19 protein-coding genes are annotated in these 17,554 nt (G+C 63.7%); 16 read left to right on the plus strand and 3 right to left on the minus strand.

Annotated features, from left to right (window positions below; genetic code table 11):
• Positions 1 to 29: 29 nt before the first annotated feature.
• From E4S58_RS07995 to E4S58_RS08050, 13 genes are all read left to right on the plus strand, one after another.
• Complete coding sequence (locus E4S58_RS07995; protein ID WP_169052636.1) at positions 30 to 563, plus strand: GNAT family N-acetyltransferase; 534 nt, start codon at positions 30 to 32, stop codon at positions 561 to 563.
• On the plus strand, positions 553 to 1,158 hold the full coding sequence (locus E4S58_RS08000; RefSeq protein WP_136635893.1) for a GNAT family N-acetyltransferase: 606 nt from the start codon (positions 553 to 555) through the stop codon (positions 1,156 to 1,158). Before E4S58_RS07995 ends, E4S58_RS08000 begins: the two co-directional genes overlap by 11 nt.
• Positions 1,151 to 1,459, plus strand: a complete 309-nt coding sequence (locus E4S58_RS08005; RefSeq protein WP_136635894.1) for a chorismate mutase — start codon at positions 1,151 to 1,153, stop codon at positions 1,457 to 1,459. Before E4S58_RS08000 ends, E4S58_RS08005 begins: the two co-directional genes overlap by 8 nt.
• Positions 1,460 to 1,506: 47 nt before the next feature.
• The gene (rpsP, locus tag E4S58_RS08010; RefSeq protein WP_136635895.1) at positions 1,507 to 1,890 is read left to right on the plus strand and encodes a 30S ribosomal protein S16; all 384 of its coding nucleotides are present in this window, start codon (positions 1,507 to 1,509) and stop codon (positions 1,888 to 1,890) included.
• 35 nt (positions 1,891 to 1,925) lie between these two features.
• The gene (locus tag E4S58_RS17875; RefSeq protein ID WP_169052634.1) at positions 1,926 to 2,078 is read left to right on the plus strand and encodes a hypothetical protein; all 153 of its coding nucleotides are present in this window, start codon (positions 1,926 to 1,928) and stop codon (positions 2,076 to 2,078) included.
• 8 nt (positions 2,079 to 2,086) lie between these two features.
• Positions 2,087 to 2,587, plus strand: a complete 501-nt coding sequence (gene rimM, locus E4S58_RS08015) for a ribosome maturation factor RimM (protein WP_136635896.1) — start codon at positions 2,087 to 2,089, stop codon at positions 2,585 to 2,587.
• A 3-nt stretch (positions 2,588 to 2,590) separates the two neighbouring features.
• Entirely contained in the window at positions 2,591 to 3,382 is a 792-nt protein-coding gene (gene trmD / locus E4S58_RS08020) for a tRNA (guanosine(37)-N1)-methyltransferase TrmD (protein ID WP_136635897.1), read from the plus strand.
• 473 nt (positions 3,383 to 3,855) lie between these two features.
• Positions 3,856 to 4,239, plus strand: coding sequence for a 50S ribosomal protein L19 (gene rplS / locus E4S58_RS08025; protein ID WP_136635898.1), 384 nt, complete (start codon positions 3,856 to 3,858; stop codon positions 4,237 to 4,239).
• A gap of 12 nt (positions 4,240 to 4,251) precedes the next feature.
• A complete protein-coding gene (gene rpmE / locus E4S58_RS08030) occupies positions 4,252 to 4,473 on the plus strand; it encodes a 50S ribosomal protein L31 (protein WP_136635899.1) in 222 nt (73 codons plus the stop codon).
• 177 nt (positions 4,474 to 4,650) lie between these two features.
• Positions 4,651 to 6,771, plus strand: a complete 2,121-nt coding sequence (locus tag E4S58_RS08035) for a GumC family protein (protein ID WP_240789507.1) — start codon at positions 4,651 to 4,653, stop codon at positions 6,769 to 6,771.
• A gap of 87 nt (positions 6,772 to 6,858) precedes the next feature.
• Entirely contained in the window at positions 6,859 to 8,604 is a 1,746-nt protein-coding gene (locus E4S58_RS08040) for a DUF2793 domain-containing protein (protein WP_136635901.1), read from the plus strand.
• 147 nt (positions 8,605 to 8,751) lie between these two features.
• A complete protein-coding gene (locus E4S58_RS08045; RefSeq protein ID WP_136635902.1) occupies positions 8,752 to 8,955 on the plus strand; it encodes a hypothetical protein in 204 nt (67 codons plus the stop codon).
• A gap of 207 nt (positions 8,956 to 9,162) precedes the next feature.
• Entirely contained in the window at positions 9,163 to 10,503 is a 1,341-nt protein-coding gene (locus tag E4S58_RS08050; protein WP_136635903.1) for a polysaccharide biosynthesis/export family protein, read from the plus strand.
• Between the two features lie 10 nt (positions 10,504 to 10,513).
• On the opposite strand, the gene E4S58_RS08055 is transcribed toward E4S58_RS08050, so the two are convergent.
• The 3 genes from E4S58_RS08055 to E4S58_RS08065 all read right to left on the minus strand — a co-directional run bounded on the left by E4S58_RS08055 (position 10,514) and on the right by E4S58_RS08065 (position 14,589).
• Positions 10,514 to 11,503: a hypothetical protein gene (locus tag E4S58_RS08055; protein WP_136635904.1), complete on the minus strand. Its 990-nt coding sequence runs from the start codon at positions 11,501 to 11,503 to the stop codon at positions 10,514 to 10,516.
• Complete coding sequence (locus E4S58_RS08060) at positions 11,496 to 13,745, minus strand: glycoside hydrolase family 99-like domain-containing protein (RefSeq protein ID WP_136635905.1); 2,250 nt, start codon at positions 13,743 to 13,745, stop codon at positions 11,496 to 11,498. The genes E4S58_RS08055 and E4S58_RS08060 overlap by 8 nt, the downstream gene beginning before the upstream one ends.
• Positions 13,746 to 13,821: 76 nt before the next feature.
• Positions 13,822 to 14,589 (minus strand): ABC transporter permease, encoded by a 768-nt coding sequence (locus E4S58_RS08065; RefSeq protein ID WP_136635906.1) that lies wholly within the window; start codon positions 14,587 to 14,589, stop codon positions 13,822 to 13,824.
• Positions 14,590 to 14,673: 84 nt separating this feature from the next.
• Here E4S58_RS08065 and E4S58_RS08070 point away from each other — a divergent pair, with 84 nt between their 5' ends.
• From E4S58_RS08070 to E4S58_RS08080, 3 genes are read left to right on the plus strand one after another with little or no spacing between them, the layout of a single operon-like run.
• Positions 14,674 to 15,930 carry a KpsE/RkpR family capsule polysaccharide export protein gene (locus tag E4S58_RS08070; RefSeq protein ID WP_136635907.1) on the plus strand — a complete coding sequence of 419 codons (1,257 nt, stop codon included), beginning with the start codon at positions 14,674 to 14,676 and terminating at the stop codon, positions 15,928 to 15,930.
• A complete protein-coding gene (locus E4S58_RS08075) occupies positions 15,930 to 16,607 on the plus strand; it encodes an ABC transporter ATP-binding protein (protein WP_136635908.1) in 678 nt (225 codons plus the stop codon). Before E4S58_RS08070 ends, E4S58_RS08075 begins: the two co-directional genes overlap by 1 nt.
• A 1-nt stretch (position 16,608) precedes the next feature.
• Complete coding sequence (locus E4S58_RS08080) at positions 16,609 to 17,493, plus strand: glycosyltransferase (RefSeq protein ID WP_136635909.1); 885 nt, start codon at positions 16,609 to 16,611, stop codon at positions 17,491 to 17,493.
• The last annotated feature ends 61 nt before the right edge of the window (positions 17,494 to 17,554 follow it).

Genomic DNA, 17,554 nt, shown 5'->3' on the forward strand with positions numbered 1-17,554 from the left:
GGCTGACCGACACCACTGGGAGGACCACAATGACAAAAAACGACTTCATCCCGACGTTCGACACGGCGCGCATTCACCTGCGTGGTGGCCTTGTCGAAGACCTCGATGCGCTGGACGGCTTCTTTTCCAGCCAGGACAGCCGCTATGTCGGCGGCCCGCGTCCGCGCGGCGAGACCTGGGATGCGTTGTGTTCCGGCATAGGCCACTGGGCCCTGCGCGGCTTTGGCCTGTGGATCCTGACCGAGAAGGCCGAAGGCAAGGTGCTGGGCGTGGCCGGTCTGCAGCAGCCCGACGGCTGGCCCGAACCGGAACTGATCTGGGTGATGTTCGGCGACTACACCGGCCAGGGTCTTGCGACCGAAGCCGTGCAGGGCATCCGCCGCTATGCCGCCCGTGAACTCGGCATCAAGACCCCGATGAGCCTGATCTACCCCGACTACAGCAAGGTCGTGCGCATGGCCGAGAAGATGGGCGCGCGCCGGATCAAGGACGTGCTGATCCCCGACGGCCCCGTGCCCGCATGGCGGTTCCCTGAACCTGAAGAGGGGACCAATGTCGACTGACGCCATCCCGGTCATCGAGACGGAGCGTCTGGTCCTGCGCGGGCCGGAGCCCGCCGATTATCCGAACTTCAAGCATACCTTCAGCTCGTATCGGTCCCGCTTCATGGGTGGGCCGCTGAACGCCTATGAAAGCTGGATGCTCTATGCGGCCGAGATCGGGCATTGGCGGATCCGGGGCTATGGCATGTGGATGATCCACGACCGCAAGACCGACGCGACGCTTGGCATGGCCGGGGGCTGGAAGCCCGCGCAATGGCCCGAGGCGGAAATCGCCTGGATCATCTGGCCCGACACGGCCGGCAAGGGCTATGCGCTGGAAGCGACCCATGCGGCGCGGCGCTATTTCTATTCGACCTTGGGATGGGAGGGCGCGGTCAGCTACCTCGATCCCAAGAACCTTGACAGTATCCGGCTGGCCGAACGGCTTGGCGCGACGCGGGACGATGCCGCGCAGACGGTGGACGGCAGCGATGTCTGCTATCGCCACCCCTCGCCCGCCAAGCTGCGCAACAGCCAGATCTCGGACGGGATCGAACTTGAGATCCAGTCCTACCAGAACCCGCTATTCAAGCCGAAAGGATTCGCCATTGACTGATCAACAGGACGATGTCGTCGCCCGCGCGGCAGAGCTTTTGAAGGGCCATCGCGCCAGCATCGACCGGCTGGACGCGATCCTTGTCTACACGCTCGGAGAGCGGTTCAAGCACACGCAGGCCGTGGGCATGCTGAAGGCCGAACACGACCTTCCGCCGTCCGACCCGACCCGTGAAGCCACGCAGATCGCGCGGCTTGAAGATCTTGCGAAGGAAGCGGATCTCGATCCCGACTTCGCCAAGAAATTCCTGAATTTCATCATTCAGGAGGTGATCCGGCATCACCGGCAACACCAATCGTAGGCGGACCTTCCCGCCAAACCCTCGCCATTCAAACAGGAGTAACCCAAATGGCCATGAAAATTCGTCTCGCCCGTGGCGGTTCCAAGAAACGCCCCTTCTACCGGATCGTTGCTGCGGACAGCCGTATGCCCCGTGACGGCCGCTTCATCGAGAAGCTCGGCACCTACAACCCGCTGCTGCCGAAAGACAGCGAAGAGCGCGTGAAGATGGACGTCGAGAAGATCAAGGCGTGGCTCGACAAGGGCGCCCAGCCGACTGACCGTGTTGCCCGTTTCCTCGAAGCGGCCGGCGTCGTCGAGAAGAAAGAGCGCAACAACCCCAAGAAGGGCACCCCGGGCAAAGCCGCACAGGACCGCGCCGAAGCCAAGGCGGCCAAGGCAGCTGAAGCGGCCGAAGCGGCTGCTGCCCCGGCGGAAGAGTCCGCAGAGTAATCTGATCGGTCGCGGCCCGGGACTGTCCCGGGCCGTTGCCGGTTGACGCCGCGATGCTGTTTCGCCCGATCCGGACGCTGATCCTGCTGGCCGTCGCCTTTGGCGCGGGCATGCTTTATGAGCGTCAGCAGCAGGCCGAGGCCTGCGAGGAAATGGGCGGCGCGATCCGCGGCATGTTCTGCGAATAGGAGGGCACATGGGCGACAAGGTCTGTGTTGGCGCGATTGCCGGATCCTACGGGGTCCGGGGCGAGGTGCGGCTGAAAAGCTACTGCGCCGAACCATCGGCGATCGCCGATTACGCCCCCCTGACGGATGCGGCGGACCGAAGCTTTTCGGTCACGCTGATCCGTCCGATCAAGAACGGTTTCGTCGCCCGGCTGGGCGGCGTCACGACCAAGGAAGAAGCGGATGCGCTGAAGGGTGTCGACCTGTTCGCGCCACGCGACCGCCTGCCCGCCCCCGAGGACGACGAATATTACCACGCCGACCTGATCGGCCTGCGGGTGCTTGACACCGGCGGGACCGAAATTGGCACGGTGCGGTCCGTCATGGATCACGGGGCCGGGGATCTTCTGGAAATTCAGGGGCCTGGCCTGCCGAACACGGTGCTTTTGCCGTTCACCAAGGCCTGTGTCCCCACGGTCGATCTGGCCGGAGGCCGGATCATCGCCGACCCGCCCGAAGGGTTGCTGTAACCCATGGCCGAGCCGAAATCCCACGGCCGCAAAAGCATCCGCCCGACGCTGGTGCCGCGCGACCTGATGACCGAAACGCCGACGCTGGCCGGGGTCTGGACCGCGCGGATCATCACCCTGTTTCCACAGGCTTTTCCCGGCGTGCTGGGCGAATCCCTGACCGGCAAGGCGCTGGCCGACGGCAAGTGGCAGCTTGATACGGTGGACCTGCGCAAATTCGGCGAGGGCAAGCATCGCAACGTCGATGACACGCCCGCCGGCGGCGGCGCCGGCATGGTTCTGCGCCCCGACGTGATGGGCCAGGCGATCGAACATGCGATGGCGGGCGCGCGCGGGGCCTGGCCGTTGGTCTACCTGTCGCCGCGTGGCCCGCGGTTCAATCAACAGATGGCTGAACGGCTGTCCCGCGCACAGGGCATCACGATGATCTGCGGCCGGTTCGAGGGCCTCGATGAACGGGTGATCCGGCACTACGGCATCGAAGAGATCTCGCTAGGTGATTTCGTCATGACCGGCGGCGAACTGGCCGCGCAGGCCGTGATCGACGCCACGGTGCGCCTGCTGCCCGGCGTGCTGGGCAATGCGGAGTCGACCGAACACGAAAGCTTTTCCGACGGGCTGCTGGAACATCCGCAATACACCCGCCCGGCCGAGTGGAAGGGGCACAAGATCCCCGACGTGCTGATGTCGGGCCACCACGGCGAAATCGCCAAGTGGCGGCAACGGATGTCGCAAGAGATGACCAAGGCCCGGCGCCCGGATCTGTGGGATGCGTATATTGCAAAGAAGGGCTGACGCAGCCGCGACGCAGGTCCGTCGCCCGTCCGCCGGGTGGGCGAGCCCCATTTGTGGATCTCACTTTGTGCCGCCGTGGTAGCTCATCGCTCCATCCGCGCGCAGACGTCGACGCATCGCCCGAGGGGGGCGCCCCTTTCAGCGATTGCAAGCAATCGCTTATCGGGCAGCGGGGCGATGGACCGGCGGCCCTGCGGGCCTTGTTCCGGTCCGTGGACACCCGAAATCGCCGGAAACCCCTTCCCTCTTGATCCAAACGCGAATCCCGCATATACGCCGCCCGTCCGGGGCAACTGCCATCCGGACCCTTCGCCTGTTCCCTGTCCCGGCCTCTTCACCGGATCGCAGCGCAGGCGAGCGCAAAGAAGAGAGTGACCTGACCTCTGGCGGGCTGCATGTGCGGGACCCGGTACGAAGACCAGAGCTATCCGGTGGCGTCAATCGCGGGAAAACCGCGGACAAAGGAGATTGCGATGGACCTGATCGCACAGCTTGAGGCGGAACAGATCGCCTCCCTCGGGAAAGAGATCCCGGATTTCAAGGCGGGTGACACCATCCGCGTCGGCTACAAGGTGACTGAAGGCACCCGCAGCCGTGTGCAGATGTACGAAGGCGTCTGCATTTCCCGCAAGAACGGCGCTGGCATTGCCGGGTCGTTCACCGTGCGGAAAATCTCCTTCGGTGAGGGCGTGGAGCGTGTGTTCCCCCTCTACTCCACCAATATCGAAAGCATCGAAGTCGTCCGCCGTGGCCGCGTGCGTCGTGCGAAGCTCTACTACCTCCGGTCGCGTCGCGGTAAGTCCGCGCGTATCGCCGAGGTCACCAACTACAAGCCCAAGTCGGGCGCAAACGCGTAAGGATCTGACGAGATGAAAAAGGATACCCATCCCGAATACCACATCATCGACGTCAAGATGACCGATGGTACCGTGCACCAGATGAAATCCACCTGGGGTTCCGAAGGCGACACCCTGTCGCTCGACATCGACCCGACCGTGCACCCGGCCTGGACCGGTGGCTCCTCGCGCCTGCTGGACGCCGGCGGCCGCGTGTCGAAGTTCAAGAACAAGTACGCAGGCCTCGGCTTCTGATAGCCGCCTGAGTGACGTTCGAAACGCCGCCCCCCCCGGGGCGGCGTTTTTCTTTGGCACTGGCGGCGGCCCGCGCAGGCCCTTCAAGATCGCGGCAGCCCGGCGCGATATTGTTGCTTTTCACCCCCTTGTGTGGGAAGCACCCGCAAGACGGGGGTCCGGGGCAGAACGATGGACATGACAAAACCTCTCAATCCCAGCCGGCAAAGCCAGGTTGCGGACAACGGCGAGATCAACCTGAGCGAGATCATCGGCACGCTGTGGCGTGGCAAGCTGATCATCCTCGGGGCGGGTCTGTTCGGGGCGCTTTTCGCGATCTACTACGCGTTTTTCGTGGCCGTACCGGTGTATACGGCCTCCACGACTGTCGCGCTGGAAAGCCGCCAGGAACAGATTGTCGACATCGAAAGCGTTATGACAGGCCTGTCAGGTGATCAGGCAACCATCAACACCGAGGTCGAAGTCCTCAAGTCACGCGAACTGATCGGCACACTGGTCGACGACCTGAACCTTGTGGCAGACCCCGAATTCAACACGGAATTGCAACCCAAGCCTCGCTTTTCGATCCGGGGCACGCTGAGCTGGATCATTCGCACGATCCGGGGCGGCACGGTGGCCGCAGAAGAGCCTGACCCCGTACAGGTTCGCGATGATGTCGTCACCGAAGTGTTGGGCCATCTCTCGATGTCCAACGTGCGGCAGTCTTTCGTTTTTACCATCACGGCAACGACCGAGGACCGCCGGAAATCGGCGTTGATCGCCAACAGGTTGGCCGAGCTGTACATTCAGGATCAGATCGCCGTCAAATTCGAGAAGACAGAGCGGGCGACCGAATGGCTGTCCGGCCGTGTCAGCGAGCTGCGCATTCAGCTTGAGGAAGCCGAAACCGCGCTCAAGTCATTTTCGTCCAACACCGACCTGATCAGCCCGGAGGGTCTTTTCGCCCTCAACCGGCAAATCAAGGAGCTGCGCGAACGGCGCGATGAGCTGGCAAAGCAGGTGGGTGAGGCAGAGGCCTCGGTCTCGACCCTCAAGGACAATGCCGATGCGGCCTTCGACCAGCGTGCGGCGGTGTCCAACGATCCGCGTCTCGTGGCGCTGCTGTCGGATGTCGCCTCGGGGGATGCCGACGCGCAGGAGCAGTTCGACGACCGCTACCAGCAGATCCTCACCCGGGCGCAACAGGAACAGCTGCGCGCGCAGCAACAGCTTCGGATCATCGAAACCTCGATCACCGACCTTGCCGGGCGCATCGACCGCCAGTCGGGTGAACTTGTGCGCCTGCAGCAGTTCCAGCGCGAAGCCGAGGCCAGCCGCCTGATCTATGAACATTTCCTCGGTCGTCTGAAGGAAACCAGCGTGCAGCAGGGCATTCAGCAGGCCGACAGCCGCCTGCTGTCCCAGGCCGTCGTGCCGCAGTCGCCCTCGGCCCCGCGCAAGGCCCGCATCCTTGTCATGTGCGTCTTCCTCGGGCTTGTGGGCGGCGCGGGCGTGGTGCTGGCGCGTGAAGCGGCGCAGAACACCTACCGGATCTCGGACGATCTGGAAAAGGCGACCAGCCTGCCCGTCATCGGCCAGATCCCGAAGATCCCGGCGCGGCAGCGGAAGAACGTGCTCAAGTACCTGTCGGACAAACCAAGTTCCGCCGCGGCCGAGGCCGTGCGAAACCTGCGCACCTCGGTCCTGCTCGCCAACCTCGACAATCCGCCGAAGGTCATCATGTCGACCTCGTCGATCCCCGGCGAAGGCAAGACGACCCAGTCTCTGGCCATGGCGCAGAACCTGGCCGGTCTGGGCAAAAGCGTGCTGCTGATCGAAGGCGACATCCGCAAGCGGGTCTTCAGCGAATACTTCGACATCAAGACCGAAAAGGGCCTTCTGGCCGTGCTGTCGGGCGAGGTATCGCTGCAGGATGCCGTGGTCTGGAACGACCAGTTGCAGGCCTACGTGCTGATCGGCGAACGGTCCAAGGTGAACGCCGCCGACATCTTCTCGTCCGAGACATTCGGCCGTTTCCTGGCCGAAGCGCGCGCCGCCTTCGACTACATCATCATCGACACGCCGCCGGTGCTGGCCGTGCCGGATGCGCGGGTCATCGGCGGGTCCGTCGACGCGATCATGTATGCCGTCAAATGGGACAGCACCACGCGCCGCCAGGTCTCGGAAGGGCTGCGGTCCTTTGCCAACGTGAACGTCAAGGTCTCGGGCCTCGTGTTGACCCAGATCGACAAGCGCGGAATGAAGCGGTACGGCTACGGCGACAGCTACGGATCCTATTCGAACTACTACCACGAATAGGCCCGCTGCAGGGCACTGTACGGTGGCGTCAGGAATTCATAACCAATTAACCAGAAACTCTCCCGGCTGCATTCCCGGGAGTTTTTCATGTCCGACCGCTCTGCCAACCTGTCGCTGCCCTTCATCCTGCCAAGCCAGGCCCAGAAACACGTCACCCATAACGAGGCGCTCTTGCTGCTGGATGCCCTGGTGCAGCTCAGCGTGCTCAGCGCGACCGACACGGCGGCCCCCGGTGCGCCGGATCCGGGCGATCGCTATGTCGTCCCCCTTGGCGGGACCGGCGCGTGGAGCGGTCGGGACGGGTCCCTTGCCCTCTGGGACGGCACCGGCTGGATCTATCTTCAGCCCGCGACCGGCTGGATCGCCTGGGTCCAGGACACGGGCAGCCAGCTGCGGTTCGACGGCACGACCTGGGGGGCCCTTTCGGCCACGGGCGAAACGGTCGCAAAGCTTGGCATCAACACGACGGCCGATGAGGTGAACCGCCTGTCGGTGTCGGCCCCCGCCAGCCTGCTGAGCCATGACGGGGCGGGCCATCAGCTCAAGATCAACAAGGCGACGGCGGGCGATACGGCCAGCCTGCTGATGCAGACCGGCTGGTCCGGGCGCGCCGAGATCGGGCTGGTCGGCACGGATGACCTTGTCTTCAAGGTCAGCGCGGATGGATCCACGTTCCAGACCGCGCTGACCGCATCGGCCACCACCGGCGTAGTCGATTTTCCGCAGGGCGCCACCGGGCTGACCCCGGCCGCGCTTGGGGCGCCTGCCCTCGTGACGCAGGATTATATTGCCGCCCGGTCAGGCCTGGTGACCAACGGCTCAGGGGATCTGCCGGGCGACTGGAACCTGCCGCCCGGGGCCACGCGCGACACCGCCATTGCGCCGGATCTGCCGTCCGCGTTTTCCTTCGCGGGGCACTACGCCGGTCCCGTCGCGATGCCCGAGCGGATCCCCGTCGACCCGCATCTGTGCTACCGGATGCGCGCCTGCCTGCGCCAGGAAGGTCTGACCGGGGACTGGTCCGCCTATGCCAACGGCGACCGGCACCAGCATAGCATCGGCCTGGCCTGTTTCGATGCCGACGGGGCCGAGATCGCGCCGGTCCACCACAAACGGTATCGCGCGGGCGGCGTGGACAGCCTCACCACCCTCGCCGCGCCCCTCGCGCCTGGCGACACGGTCGTGCAGCTGACCGATGCCAGCGGCTGGAACGACAGCGACACGGATGCCGAGGCCTGCGGGATCCTGATCTTCGGCTATCGCACGGCCTCGGGGCAGGTTCAGCGCCACTATAGCCGCGTGGTCGATCACGGCCTGTTCGTCCCGGCCGGGGTCGACAAGACTGGCCATACCGTCACCCTGTCGTCCGGGTTCCCCGCCGCCCTCGCAAACCCGGACAATGGCGGGATCTGGCCCGTCGGCACGCCGCTGGCCAATACCGCGTCGGGCTCGGGCCCCAAGGGATTCCTTCTGGACGAAGGAGTGCCCGCCGCCACTGACACATGGTACCAGACCACGGGCCACATCGGCGGGCTCGATCTTTCGGGGACGGACCGGGTGTCGAACTTTGCGCCCGGCACCGTGTCGGTTGCGCCCGTCTTTCTGCCGAACCTGTCGAACCGACCCGGCGGATACGCGGGGCATGCCGACACCGGCGCAGGCCACCGCGTCTGGTTCGGGGGGATCGCGTTTGACCGCGACCCGATGGCCGCGACCCAGCCTGTTGCCAGCGGCGCATCGTCCGGAGCGCGGGACGTCTTCGCGACGACACTCGACCCCTCGGGCGGGACCGTGACCCTGGCCGCTGCCGTGCCTCTTTTCACCCCTCTGTAGGGACGCCGAAACCTGCAGACCGGTGCAATTCGGACTCACCGTGGTCAAAAATCCACCGACCGAAGGGGCGCCCGAACACTTCTGTTGCCGATCAACGTCGCCTGCACTACGTTTTCCCTGCATGCACGTTTATCCGAGGAGTTTCCCATGAAGCGCATTGCCGCACTTTCGCTGATCGCCGCACTTGCCGCGACCGGCGCGTCCGCAAACAACACCAAACCGACCGTTTCCTCCCAGGGCGCCTTCCTTGGTGGTCTTGGCGGAGCCGGCGTTGCAACCGGCGCGATCATCGCCGGCGCGATCGCCGTTGGCGTCGTGGTTGCTGCGACCGAATCCTCTTCCGGCACCTGATCCGGAACGGAAACGGGCCCGTGGCCCAGGAAATGCCCCGCTTTACGGCGGGGCTTTTTCGTTTCGGCGGGTCCTTCGTTCCATCGGGACGTGTCGGCACCAACAGGCCACACTCCAGGTTCGATTCCGCGGCCACGACGGCGTCAAGTCTTGAAACAGAGCCAAGAATCGTCGACTTAGGGACGTCGCTGCCAACGGGAACCCGGAATGAAAAAGCTTTTCGCACTGCTCAGCCTCACAGTCATGACCGGGTGCGGAACGGCCTATATCTCCTCCAAGGTTGTCGACAACGACGATGTGTCGATCGTCGAGATGACCCGGGTCTCCGTTCAGGCGGCCAATGCCTCGACCTACACGCCGAAAGATCTTCCGCAGGTTTTCTTTGCGTCTGCCGGCGGTCCCTCGGCCGGACGTGGCGCCGGGCCTCTGCCGCCGACGGCCGTTGATCCTGAACGACGCCCCGCTGCCCTGACCCTGCGTGTCCCGCCGCAACCCGCCCGTCGCCCCTATACCATCGGCGTTGGCGACGTGCTGCTGTTGGCCACGCGCGGCAATGCCTCGACCGTGGAAGAGCTGAGCGGCCTGCTTGCGGCGCAGAACCGGCGGCAGGGCTATACGGTGCAGGATGACGGGGCCATCGCGATTCCCGAGGTCGGCCGTGTGATGGTGGCGGGCAAGACGCTGGAAGAAACCGAAGCGGAATTGTTTCAACGCCTTGTCGAGAACCAGATCGATCCGTCGTTCAGCGTCGAGATCGCGGAGTTCAACTCTCAGCGGGTCGCGATCGGCGGGGCCGTCGCGAACCCGACCGTGCAGGCGATCACCCTGACCGATCTGACGCTTGACCAGGCGCTTTCGGCCGCCGGAGGGATCAACAGCAAGGATCTCGACTATGCGTCGATCCGCATCTATCGCGACGGGTCGCTTTACCAGATCCCGCTCGAGAACTACCTGTCCGAGCCCCAGTTGCAAAAACTGCGCCTGACTGCGGGCGACAGCGTCTTTGTCGACACGGAATATGAACTGGAACGCGCCCGCGCCTATTTCGAAGAACAGATCCAGCTGGCGCAATTCCGGCAGACCGCGCGAACCCAGGCGCTGAACGAACTGCAAGCCGAGATGGACATACGCCGCAATGCCCTGCAGGAGCAGCGCGAAAACTTCAAGGATCGCATGGACCTGGACGGCGTGGACCGCGATTACGTCTACCTGACAGGCGAGGTCAACACGCCCAGCCGTTACCCCATGCCCTTCGGTCGCCAAAGCACGCTGGCCGACGCGCTGTATTCGTCGGGCGGGTTTGCGAACAACACGGGCAACCCCTCGCAGATCTATGTCCTGCGCGGGTCGGATAGCGCGGTCGCCCCCGTGACGGCCTATCGCCTCGACGCCCGGAACGCCGTGAACCTGACGCTCGCCACGCTGTTCGAGATGCGTCCGAACGACATCGTGTTCATTGCCGAACAGCCGATCACGCGCTGGAACCGTGTCGTGCAGCAGATCGTGCCGACTCTGCTGACCTCCGGCGCGGCGCTTGCCTCCAACTGATTGCGGGCCGTCACGCCGCATGCCGTGTGCCTTGCAATGCCAGGCGACGGGCCAACCTGATCCAGTATTCGGGGCGAATGTCTTCGCGATATAACGTCGTGTCCGGAGGTGTCGGGGCAGAGAGTGTCCAGCCCGGCTGCACCTTGCGCACGCGATTGGCCAGCCGGTCGTTCTGCGGCGCGCAGCATTCCGACAGGCGGCGCATTTCGGCCCGCGTGAAGATACACCCGGGACGATCGCCCCCGTATTCGAGGTCATATGCTTCTGCGGCCGCCCGTCGGATCGCGCCATCCGGGCTTGGCCCGCCGGCGACAACATGGGCCGCCCAGACCGGCAGCGGCGGCGGAGACCGATTGTCGTGACGGCTCATAGGCGGGATCGGGACCGCTGGCATCACCGATGCCATCACTTCGCGCAGCAAGCCATGAGGCGAGGTGGCGGCGCGCGCGTAATCCACCAAACGGATCGCGTTGACGTCAAATTCTTCGCGCAAACCGTCATAGAGGCGGGTGTAATCGCACCACAGCCCATCGACCTGGCCGGTATCGATGGCCTCGTCCACGATCCGGGCCGGGGGCGGCGGTGGCGTCGATTGAGACACCTCGAGATAGACCGCCTGGAGAAACTGCCACTGGCATCGCAGCACACATATGACTTGTATGTCGTAACCGTCGAAGATCGCGGCGAGATCCCGGAAGTCCACCGTCCCGCCACGCCCGCCCGCGCGAGAGAACTCTTCGCTCGACAATAGCAGGGTGACGTCACTGTCCCGCCATCGCTGCGCCAGTTGCTGCAGTCCCGCGCGGCCACCGTTCGCCGACCGATAGGCCTCGGGCAACGCAATCCAATCCGTGAGATAGCCGTGATGTCCCGTGTGCCGACCGAGATCAGGATAGATGACCCCATGGTCGGCGAGCGTGTTGCGCAGGTCGTGCAGCCGGTTCTGGATCATCGTCGTGCCGGTCTTGTGGGTGCCGATGTGGAGGACGAGCCTAGGCATGATCCTGCCTCTGCTCAGCTTGGCCCCGCCGCCTGGATCCTGTCGCCTCGGCCAAGACGTCAAGGTTACAGTGACCGAAAACCTCTGTCGGTTCCAGCATCGCCTTTTCGGCCCATTCGTTCCATGCATTCACGAAAAGCTCGCCCCGGTAGGACTGCTGCAGGGGACCCTCGCATAGCCGTGTCAGCCAGTAGCGAAACGCTGCCGGCGTGCCGCCCCTGGCGATATGCGCCTGCGCGCCACGCCGTGCGGTGTTGTCCCACGACGGCATGATTCCAGCGATGGTCCGGTCCGGCAGGGTCTTACGATACCTTTGGCTCAGCGCGTGATTAGCGACCGAGCTGTAATCGTAGATCAGTCCACCGAAATCATGCGCCGGAGGCGGATGGAGCGTCGAACCCGCCGGACCGCCATGGACATAACTCGTCGGCGCCACCACACCGTGCGGCGGCATTTCCACCCAGAAATCGAATAGATCCTCTGCTACGGACGACCGGCCCGAGACATGGAAGCAGACCGCGCCCAATTCGACTGGGCCGATTCCCGCCTCCCTCCAGGCGCGGCGCATGCGCGCCACGTTCTGCATCGGGGCAGGCATGTCTTCGGGCCGGTAGATCACGAAACGCGGGCGGCGCCCGTCCGGACGCTGGTAGCGCGGATCGCGCATGTAGGGCAGGGTCGATTCGACCAGCCTCTGCTCGAAACCCGGACTGTAGTCCTGCTCGATCAACACGTCCCCGCTAAGACCGTCCCAGTTACGCCGCCAGCTTTCGTTGGCCCAGCACAGGTAGAAGGGAAAATCGATGTCCGGTCTGGCCATCAACTGGTCCATCGGCTTGTGCAGCAACCGCTGCGTCCCGAAGGCGTAATGGTAGACACAGAAGGCATCAACGCCCGCCTGCCGGGCCAGCCTTGCCTGATCCTGCATGACGTCCGGCGAACGCAGATCGTAGTAGCCCAGGGCCCCGGGGCGCATGGGTTGAAGATGGCCGGGGAAGGCCGAGGTCGCAGCTGCGACGCCCCTCCATTCGCTGAAACCCGCGCCCCACCAGGCGTCGTTTTCCGGCGTCGGGTGGAACTGCGGCAGGTAAAACGCCGAGACATACCTGGGCGCCGGTGGCGCGGGCCTGTAATCCCGAGACAGGGCAGAGACTTCGCGCACCTTCTGACCCGCCGCACTTGCCAGAACACCGATACCCCGTTCGAAGGCATGTGCCAGCGTGCCGTCAATCTGCCCCTGCTCAACCTCGAACAGGTCTTCGGTGAGCCGCAGGCCCCGTATCATTCCGATCATCAGCGGCTTCAGCCAATAGATGGATCCCGCAGGAAACAGCGCCGTGTCCCGTGGCAGGTCGATCTCGACCCTGCGCAACATGGCCTCGGTCTTCGCTTTGTTCGATCCCCACCACCGGTCGAGATCATAACTCTGCCCGTCAGCGACCAGCATCGCGGCGTCGCGGTCCTCGACAAAGCGCGAAAGACGCTGTGCCGTCCCCGTGCCGGGCAGGATACCGTCGACCAGGTGGCGCCGCCACGTTACCCCGTCTGTACGATGCGGCGATTTCTTCGTGTGGATCTTGCAGACGGCATCATACCCCTCGAACGCCCCGGCGTTTACCAGGCGCACGAAGGGCAGGATATCCCGGCCCCGGTTCGGCATGGCGTGGATATATGCATCGGGGAATTCGCCTTCGATCTTCTCGGCCAGGCGAGCTGTTTCCCGGCCCCGCCAGGTGAGGGTGATAAAAAGATCGGCCGCAATGTCGATCGTCCTCAGACGGTCACGAAACTCCGGCCACAGATCGGGATAGAAGATATGGAGATGGATGGCATAGGGCGCCTTCACGCGGGATGGATCGAAGCGCAGAGGTCTGGTTGCGCATTCCGGCAGGGATTCGACCGGCATGTTGCGCAGCGGCCGTCCCTCGTGTCGACCGGTCGAGAGATAATGCCCAAGCGGCGGCAGACCTGCGGACGCCACATCAGGATTGAGGTTCAGATAGGCTTGGGGGGAGAAGGCGCGATTGGGCTGCAAGCCGACGGCCTCTCCCCAAAGGACATAGTGTCGAAGCGGCGCGAGACGGAACACAGGGTTCAGACCGGGATGGGCGCGGATGTAGAATTCGCGATCGAAGGTTCCGCTGCGCCTGATCTGGCGAATGTAAGCCCCTTGCCTGATCCCGGGCACACACAGGCGTATCAACTTCCCGAGCCGGGTCAGGGCCAGTTGGAATCGGGTCATGCGAACCTCCGTCCTATCATGGGAAGATCATGCCTGCGAAAGCTTAAGCCGGACTGAATCTCGCCGCAGTTTCACCTCAGTTTCGACACAAAAGATCGCGGGCTCCGCGGCGTAGCATCAGCAGTCCTAGGGCCAATAGCACCAGCGCGGCGGCCACTGGATATAGGGGCACCCACCCGTCCGGCCGGTACCATTCGTACAGGCCCGACCGCATCGTGGTGATCACGTGGACAAGCGGGTTGATCCAGATCCAGTCGCGGAATGGCGGCGGGATGGCCTCTGGCAAAAATAGGATGCCCGAGGCCAGAAAGGCCGGACGGTTGAGAATTGCCCAAACCCTTTCCCAGATCGGCCACCGCTCGAATAGGTAGGCATTGACGACCCCCAGCCCCAACCCCAGCAAGGCGCATGATCCAAGGCTTGAGAGGATGAAAATTGGGTAGGCGATGCGGTGCCCTGTCCACAGGATCATGCCGCCCAGCACCAGCGCCACCACGATCGTATGCGTCAGGAAATTCAGGAAAAACCTGGCGAGGACCGCATCGATCCAAGTGATCGCGGGATAGGCCATCAGCGGGCGGGAATAGCGCAGCGCGACGCCTATTTTCTGGGACAGATCCGCGTAGATGGCGAAGGGAAGGTATCCGCTGGCGTAGAAAAGCGCAAAGTCCCGGCCAAGCGGTGGCGCATCGAAGGCCAGCGAAAAAATCCCCGCCAACACCGCCACGGCTGCAAGTGGTTCGAGGACCGCCCAGAGGTAGCCGCCGGGCGTGCGCCCGTAACTTGTTGCTATCTCACGGATCATCAGCGCGGTGATTGCGCGGGACGCAGAAAAGGAACGCATCGCCCCCCCTTGTTATCGGTTTCTTCACGCCCGAGTCGTACACCGGGAAAGTGAAGAACAAATTAGCAACATGGGGTCATCAAGATGGCCAGTGCCACGCAGATCTCCGCGCATCCCAAGCGCAATAAGCCTTTGCCCGAGGCATTTCCGACCCTTGTGCCAAGCGCCGCTGCGACGCGGGGCACCGGTTTCGCCGCAGCCGCCCGCATGAGACTGCGCCATGCGATGATGCTGGCTGTCTTCATCCTCATGGTGCCTGGCCCGGTCGGAGTTGCGACGTGGTACATGCTGACCCGGGCGCAACCGCAGTTTGCCGCGACCTTCGGCTTTGTGATCCACAGCGAAGGCGACGGGGCCTCTGGCGGGTTCCTGTCCGCTTTGCCTGCGATCGGGTCGTTAAGCGGGAGTTCGTCGAAGGATACCGACGTTTTGGCGCGGTTCCTGCAATCCCAGACGGTCGTTGCCGACCTGAACCACTCACTAAACCTGGAGGAGGCCTGGTCCGCCCACCATGCTCAGGACCCCGTTTTTGCCCTGAAACCTGACGGCACGATTGAGGATCTAGCCCGCTTCTGGCGGCGCATGGTGCGGGTTCACTACGATTACTCCGCGGGATTGATGGAGGTCGAGGTGCGAAGCTTCGCGCCTCAACATGCCCTCACCATTGCGGACGCCTTGGAACGGGCAGCTTCTGACCTGGTGAACCGGCTCAGCGGGATCGCCCGCGAAGACCGGCTGAAACACGCCACCGCCGAACTTGACCGGGCCGAGGCAGACCTGGTGAACGCGCGGGAAGCCCTGACCACATTCCGGGCGCGGCATCAGATGATTGACCCCATGACCGATCTGGAAGGCGACATGCAGGTGATCGCGGGGCTTCAACAGCAACTGACAGAAGAGCGGATCGCGCGTGATGTATTGTTTCAGACCCTGGCCGAGGCCAAGTCAGCCAAGCGGCGGGAGGATAGCGGCGACTTTCGCATCCGGCAAAGTGATCGACGCATAGCCATCATCGAAAACCGGATCGCCGAAGAGAAACAGAAGATCAACGGAACGGACGGACGCCGAAACTACGCCAAGCTGATGGGTGACTTCGAACGCCTGACCGTCGGCGTCGAGATCGCCCAACAGGGTTTTGTCACGGCGCTCGCCGCGCGGGAAGCGGCGCGGATCGAAGCGGACAGGCAAAGCAGGTACGTCGCGACCTACGCTACCGCAGGGCTGCCGGAACGGGCCCTTTATCCAAGGTCCTGGCAGATCATCACCCTTGTCGCAGTGGGGGCGTTCCTGATCTGGTCGATCCTGATGCTCGTCATCTACGGATTGCGGGATCGCCAGTGATGCTGGCTTTGGAGTCTGTCAGCAAGACATTCTCGTCGGGGCGGCAGCGAACGATCGTGGCACGTGATCTCAGCTTTGCCTTCCCGCAGGGGCAGGCGATGGCCTTGCTGGGGCGCAATGGCGCCGGGAAGTCCAGTCTACTGCAATTGCTGTCAGGAACCTTGCGGCCTGACCGGGGACGGGTTCTTCGACATGGCAGCGTTTCTTGGCCGGTCGGCTTTCAGGGCAGCTTTCACCCCGATCTGACGGGGGCCGAAAACACCCGCTTCGTCGCGCGGCTGTACGGCATCGACACGACAGATCTGGCGGACTACGTATCGGACTTTGCGGACCTTGGCGGCCACTTTCACCAGCCCGTCCGGGTGTATTCGGCCGGCATGAAGGCGCGGCTGGCATTTGCGATATCCACGGGCATCCCGTTCGACACCTATCTGATAGACGAAGTCACCTCGGTCGGGGACGGCGCATTCCGGTCCCGCAGCGAAAACGTCCTGCGTGCGCGGCTTTCACGTTCAAGCGCCATCGTCGTATCCCATTCGATGGACCTGTTGGCACGTCTTTGCACGTCAGGGGCCGTACTCGAGAACGGCCGTATATTTTTCTACGCCAAGGTCGCCCGTGCGATCGAGCATCACGAACATCGGATGCAGGGCCGGTATCCGCCGTGGTTGGTCTAGGATGGATGTCACGCTTCTCATGCCGGTGTTCAACGGTGCCCGGCATCTGCGCGACCAGCTGGACAGCCTTGCCAAGCAGACCGTTCTGCCCAGCGGATTGATCGTGTCCGACGACGGGTCCACCGATCAAAGCCGCGACATCGTGACGGAGTTCCAGAAGCACGCGCCGTTTCCAGTGCAGCTGCGGCACGGGCCACGGCGTGGATATCCACAGAACGTGATGGCCTTGTTGCAGTCGGTTCCTAACGGAATGATCGGCTTTTGTGATCAGGACGATATCTGGCTTCCCGACAGGATAGCGCGTGGCCTTGAAGCACTTGCCACGCAAAAGGGGCTGGCAATCCACGTTGCAGCGCGTGCCTCCATAGGCGGACAGCCCCGCCGCCAAGTTCCGCGCCCGCCGGACATGTTTGCCACAGCGCTGATACAGAACCTTGCCCCCGCCAACGCCACGCTCATGAACGAAGCTGCGGCGCGGATCATCCGTCAGCTGATGCCCGGGCTGCGCAGTGCTCCGCCGTTTCCTGATTGGTGGATTTTCGGCGTGATTGCCGGGATCGAGGGGCAGATCATTTTTGATCCGAAGCCTGGCCTCCTCTACCGCGAACATGGCGGGAACCTGCTGGGCGATGCCCGCAGCGTTTCAGGCATTCGTCGTCGCATCCACTTTCTCTGCTCTGGCCAGTTCGGCGCGTGGTTGCATCAGAATACGCGCGCGCTGATGCAGGTCCGGCCGCATCTTGCGCCGCCCGCGATGGCGCGGCTCTCTGAATTCTCTGAAGCGCTCCTTAGCGGTCGCGCGCGTGATTGGCTGGCGCTTTCAGATCGCACCGGGTCAGGCGAGAAGCTGTTGCTGCGCGCTGCGGCAGGGATGCGCCTGATATGATACGAATGCATCTCAAACCTTTGGCCATGGTCACGGCTCTGCCCGGTTTGCGCCACGCGAA

Origin of the sequence: Pseudooceanicola onchidii, from assembly GCF_004959925.1 — a bacterium.
Classification (GTDB): domain Bacteria; phylum Pseudomonadota; class Alphaproteobacteria; order Rhodobacterales; family Rhodobacteraceae; genus Pseudooceanicola; species Pseudooceanicola onchidii.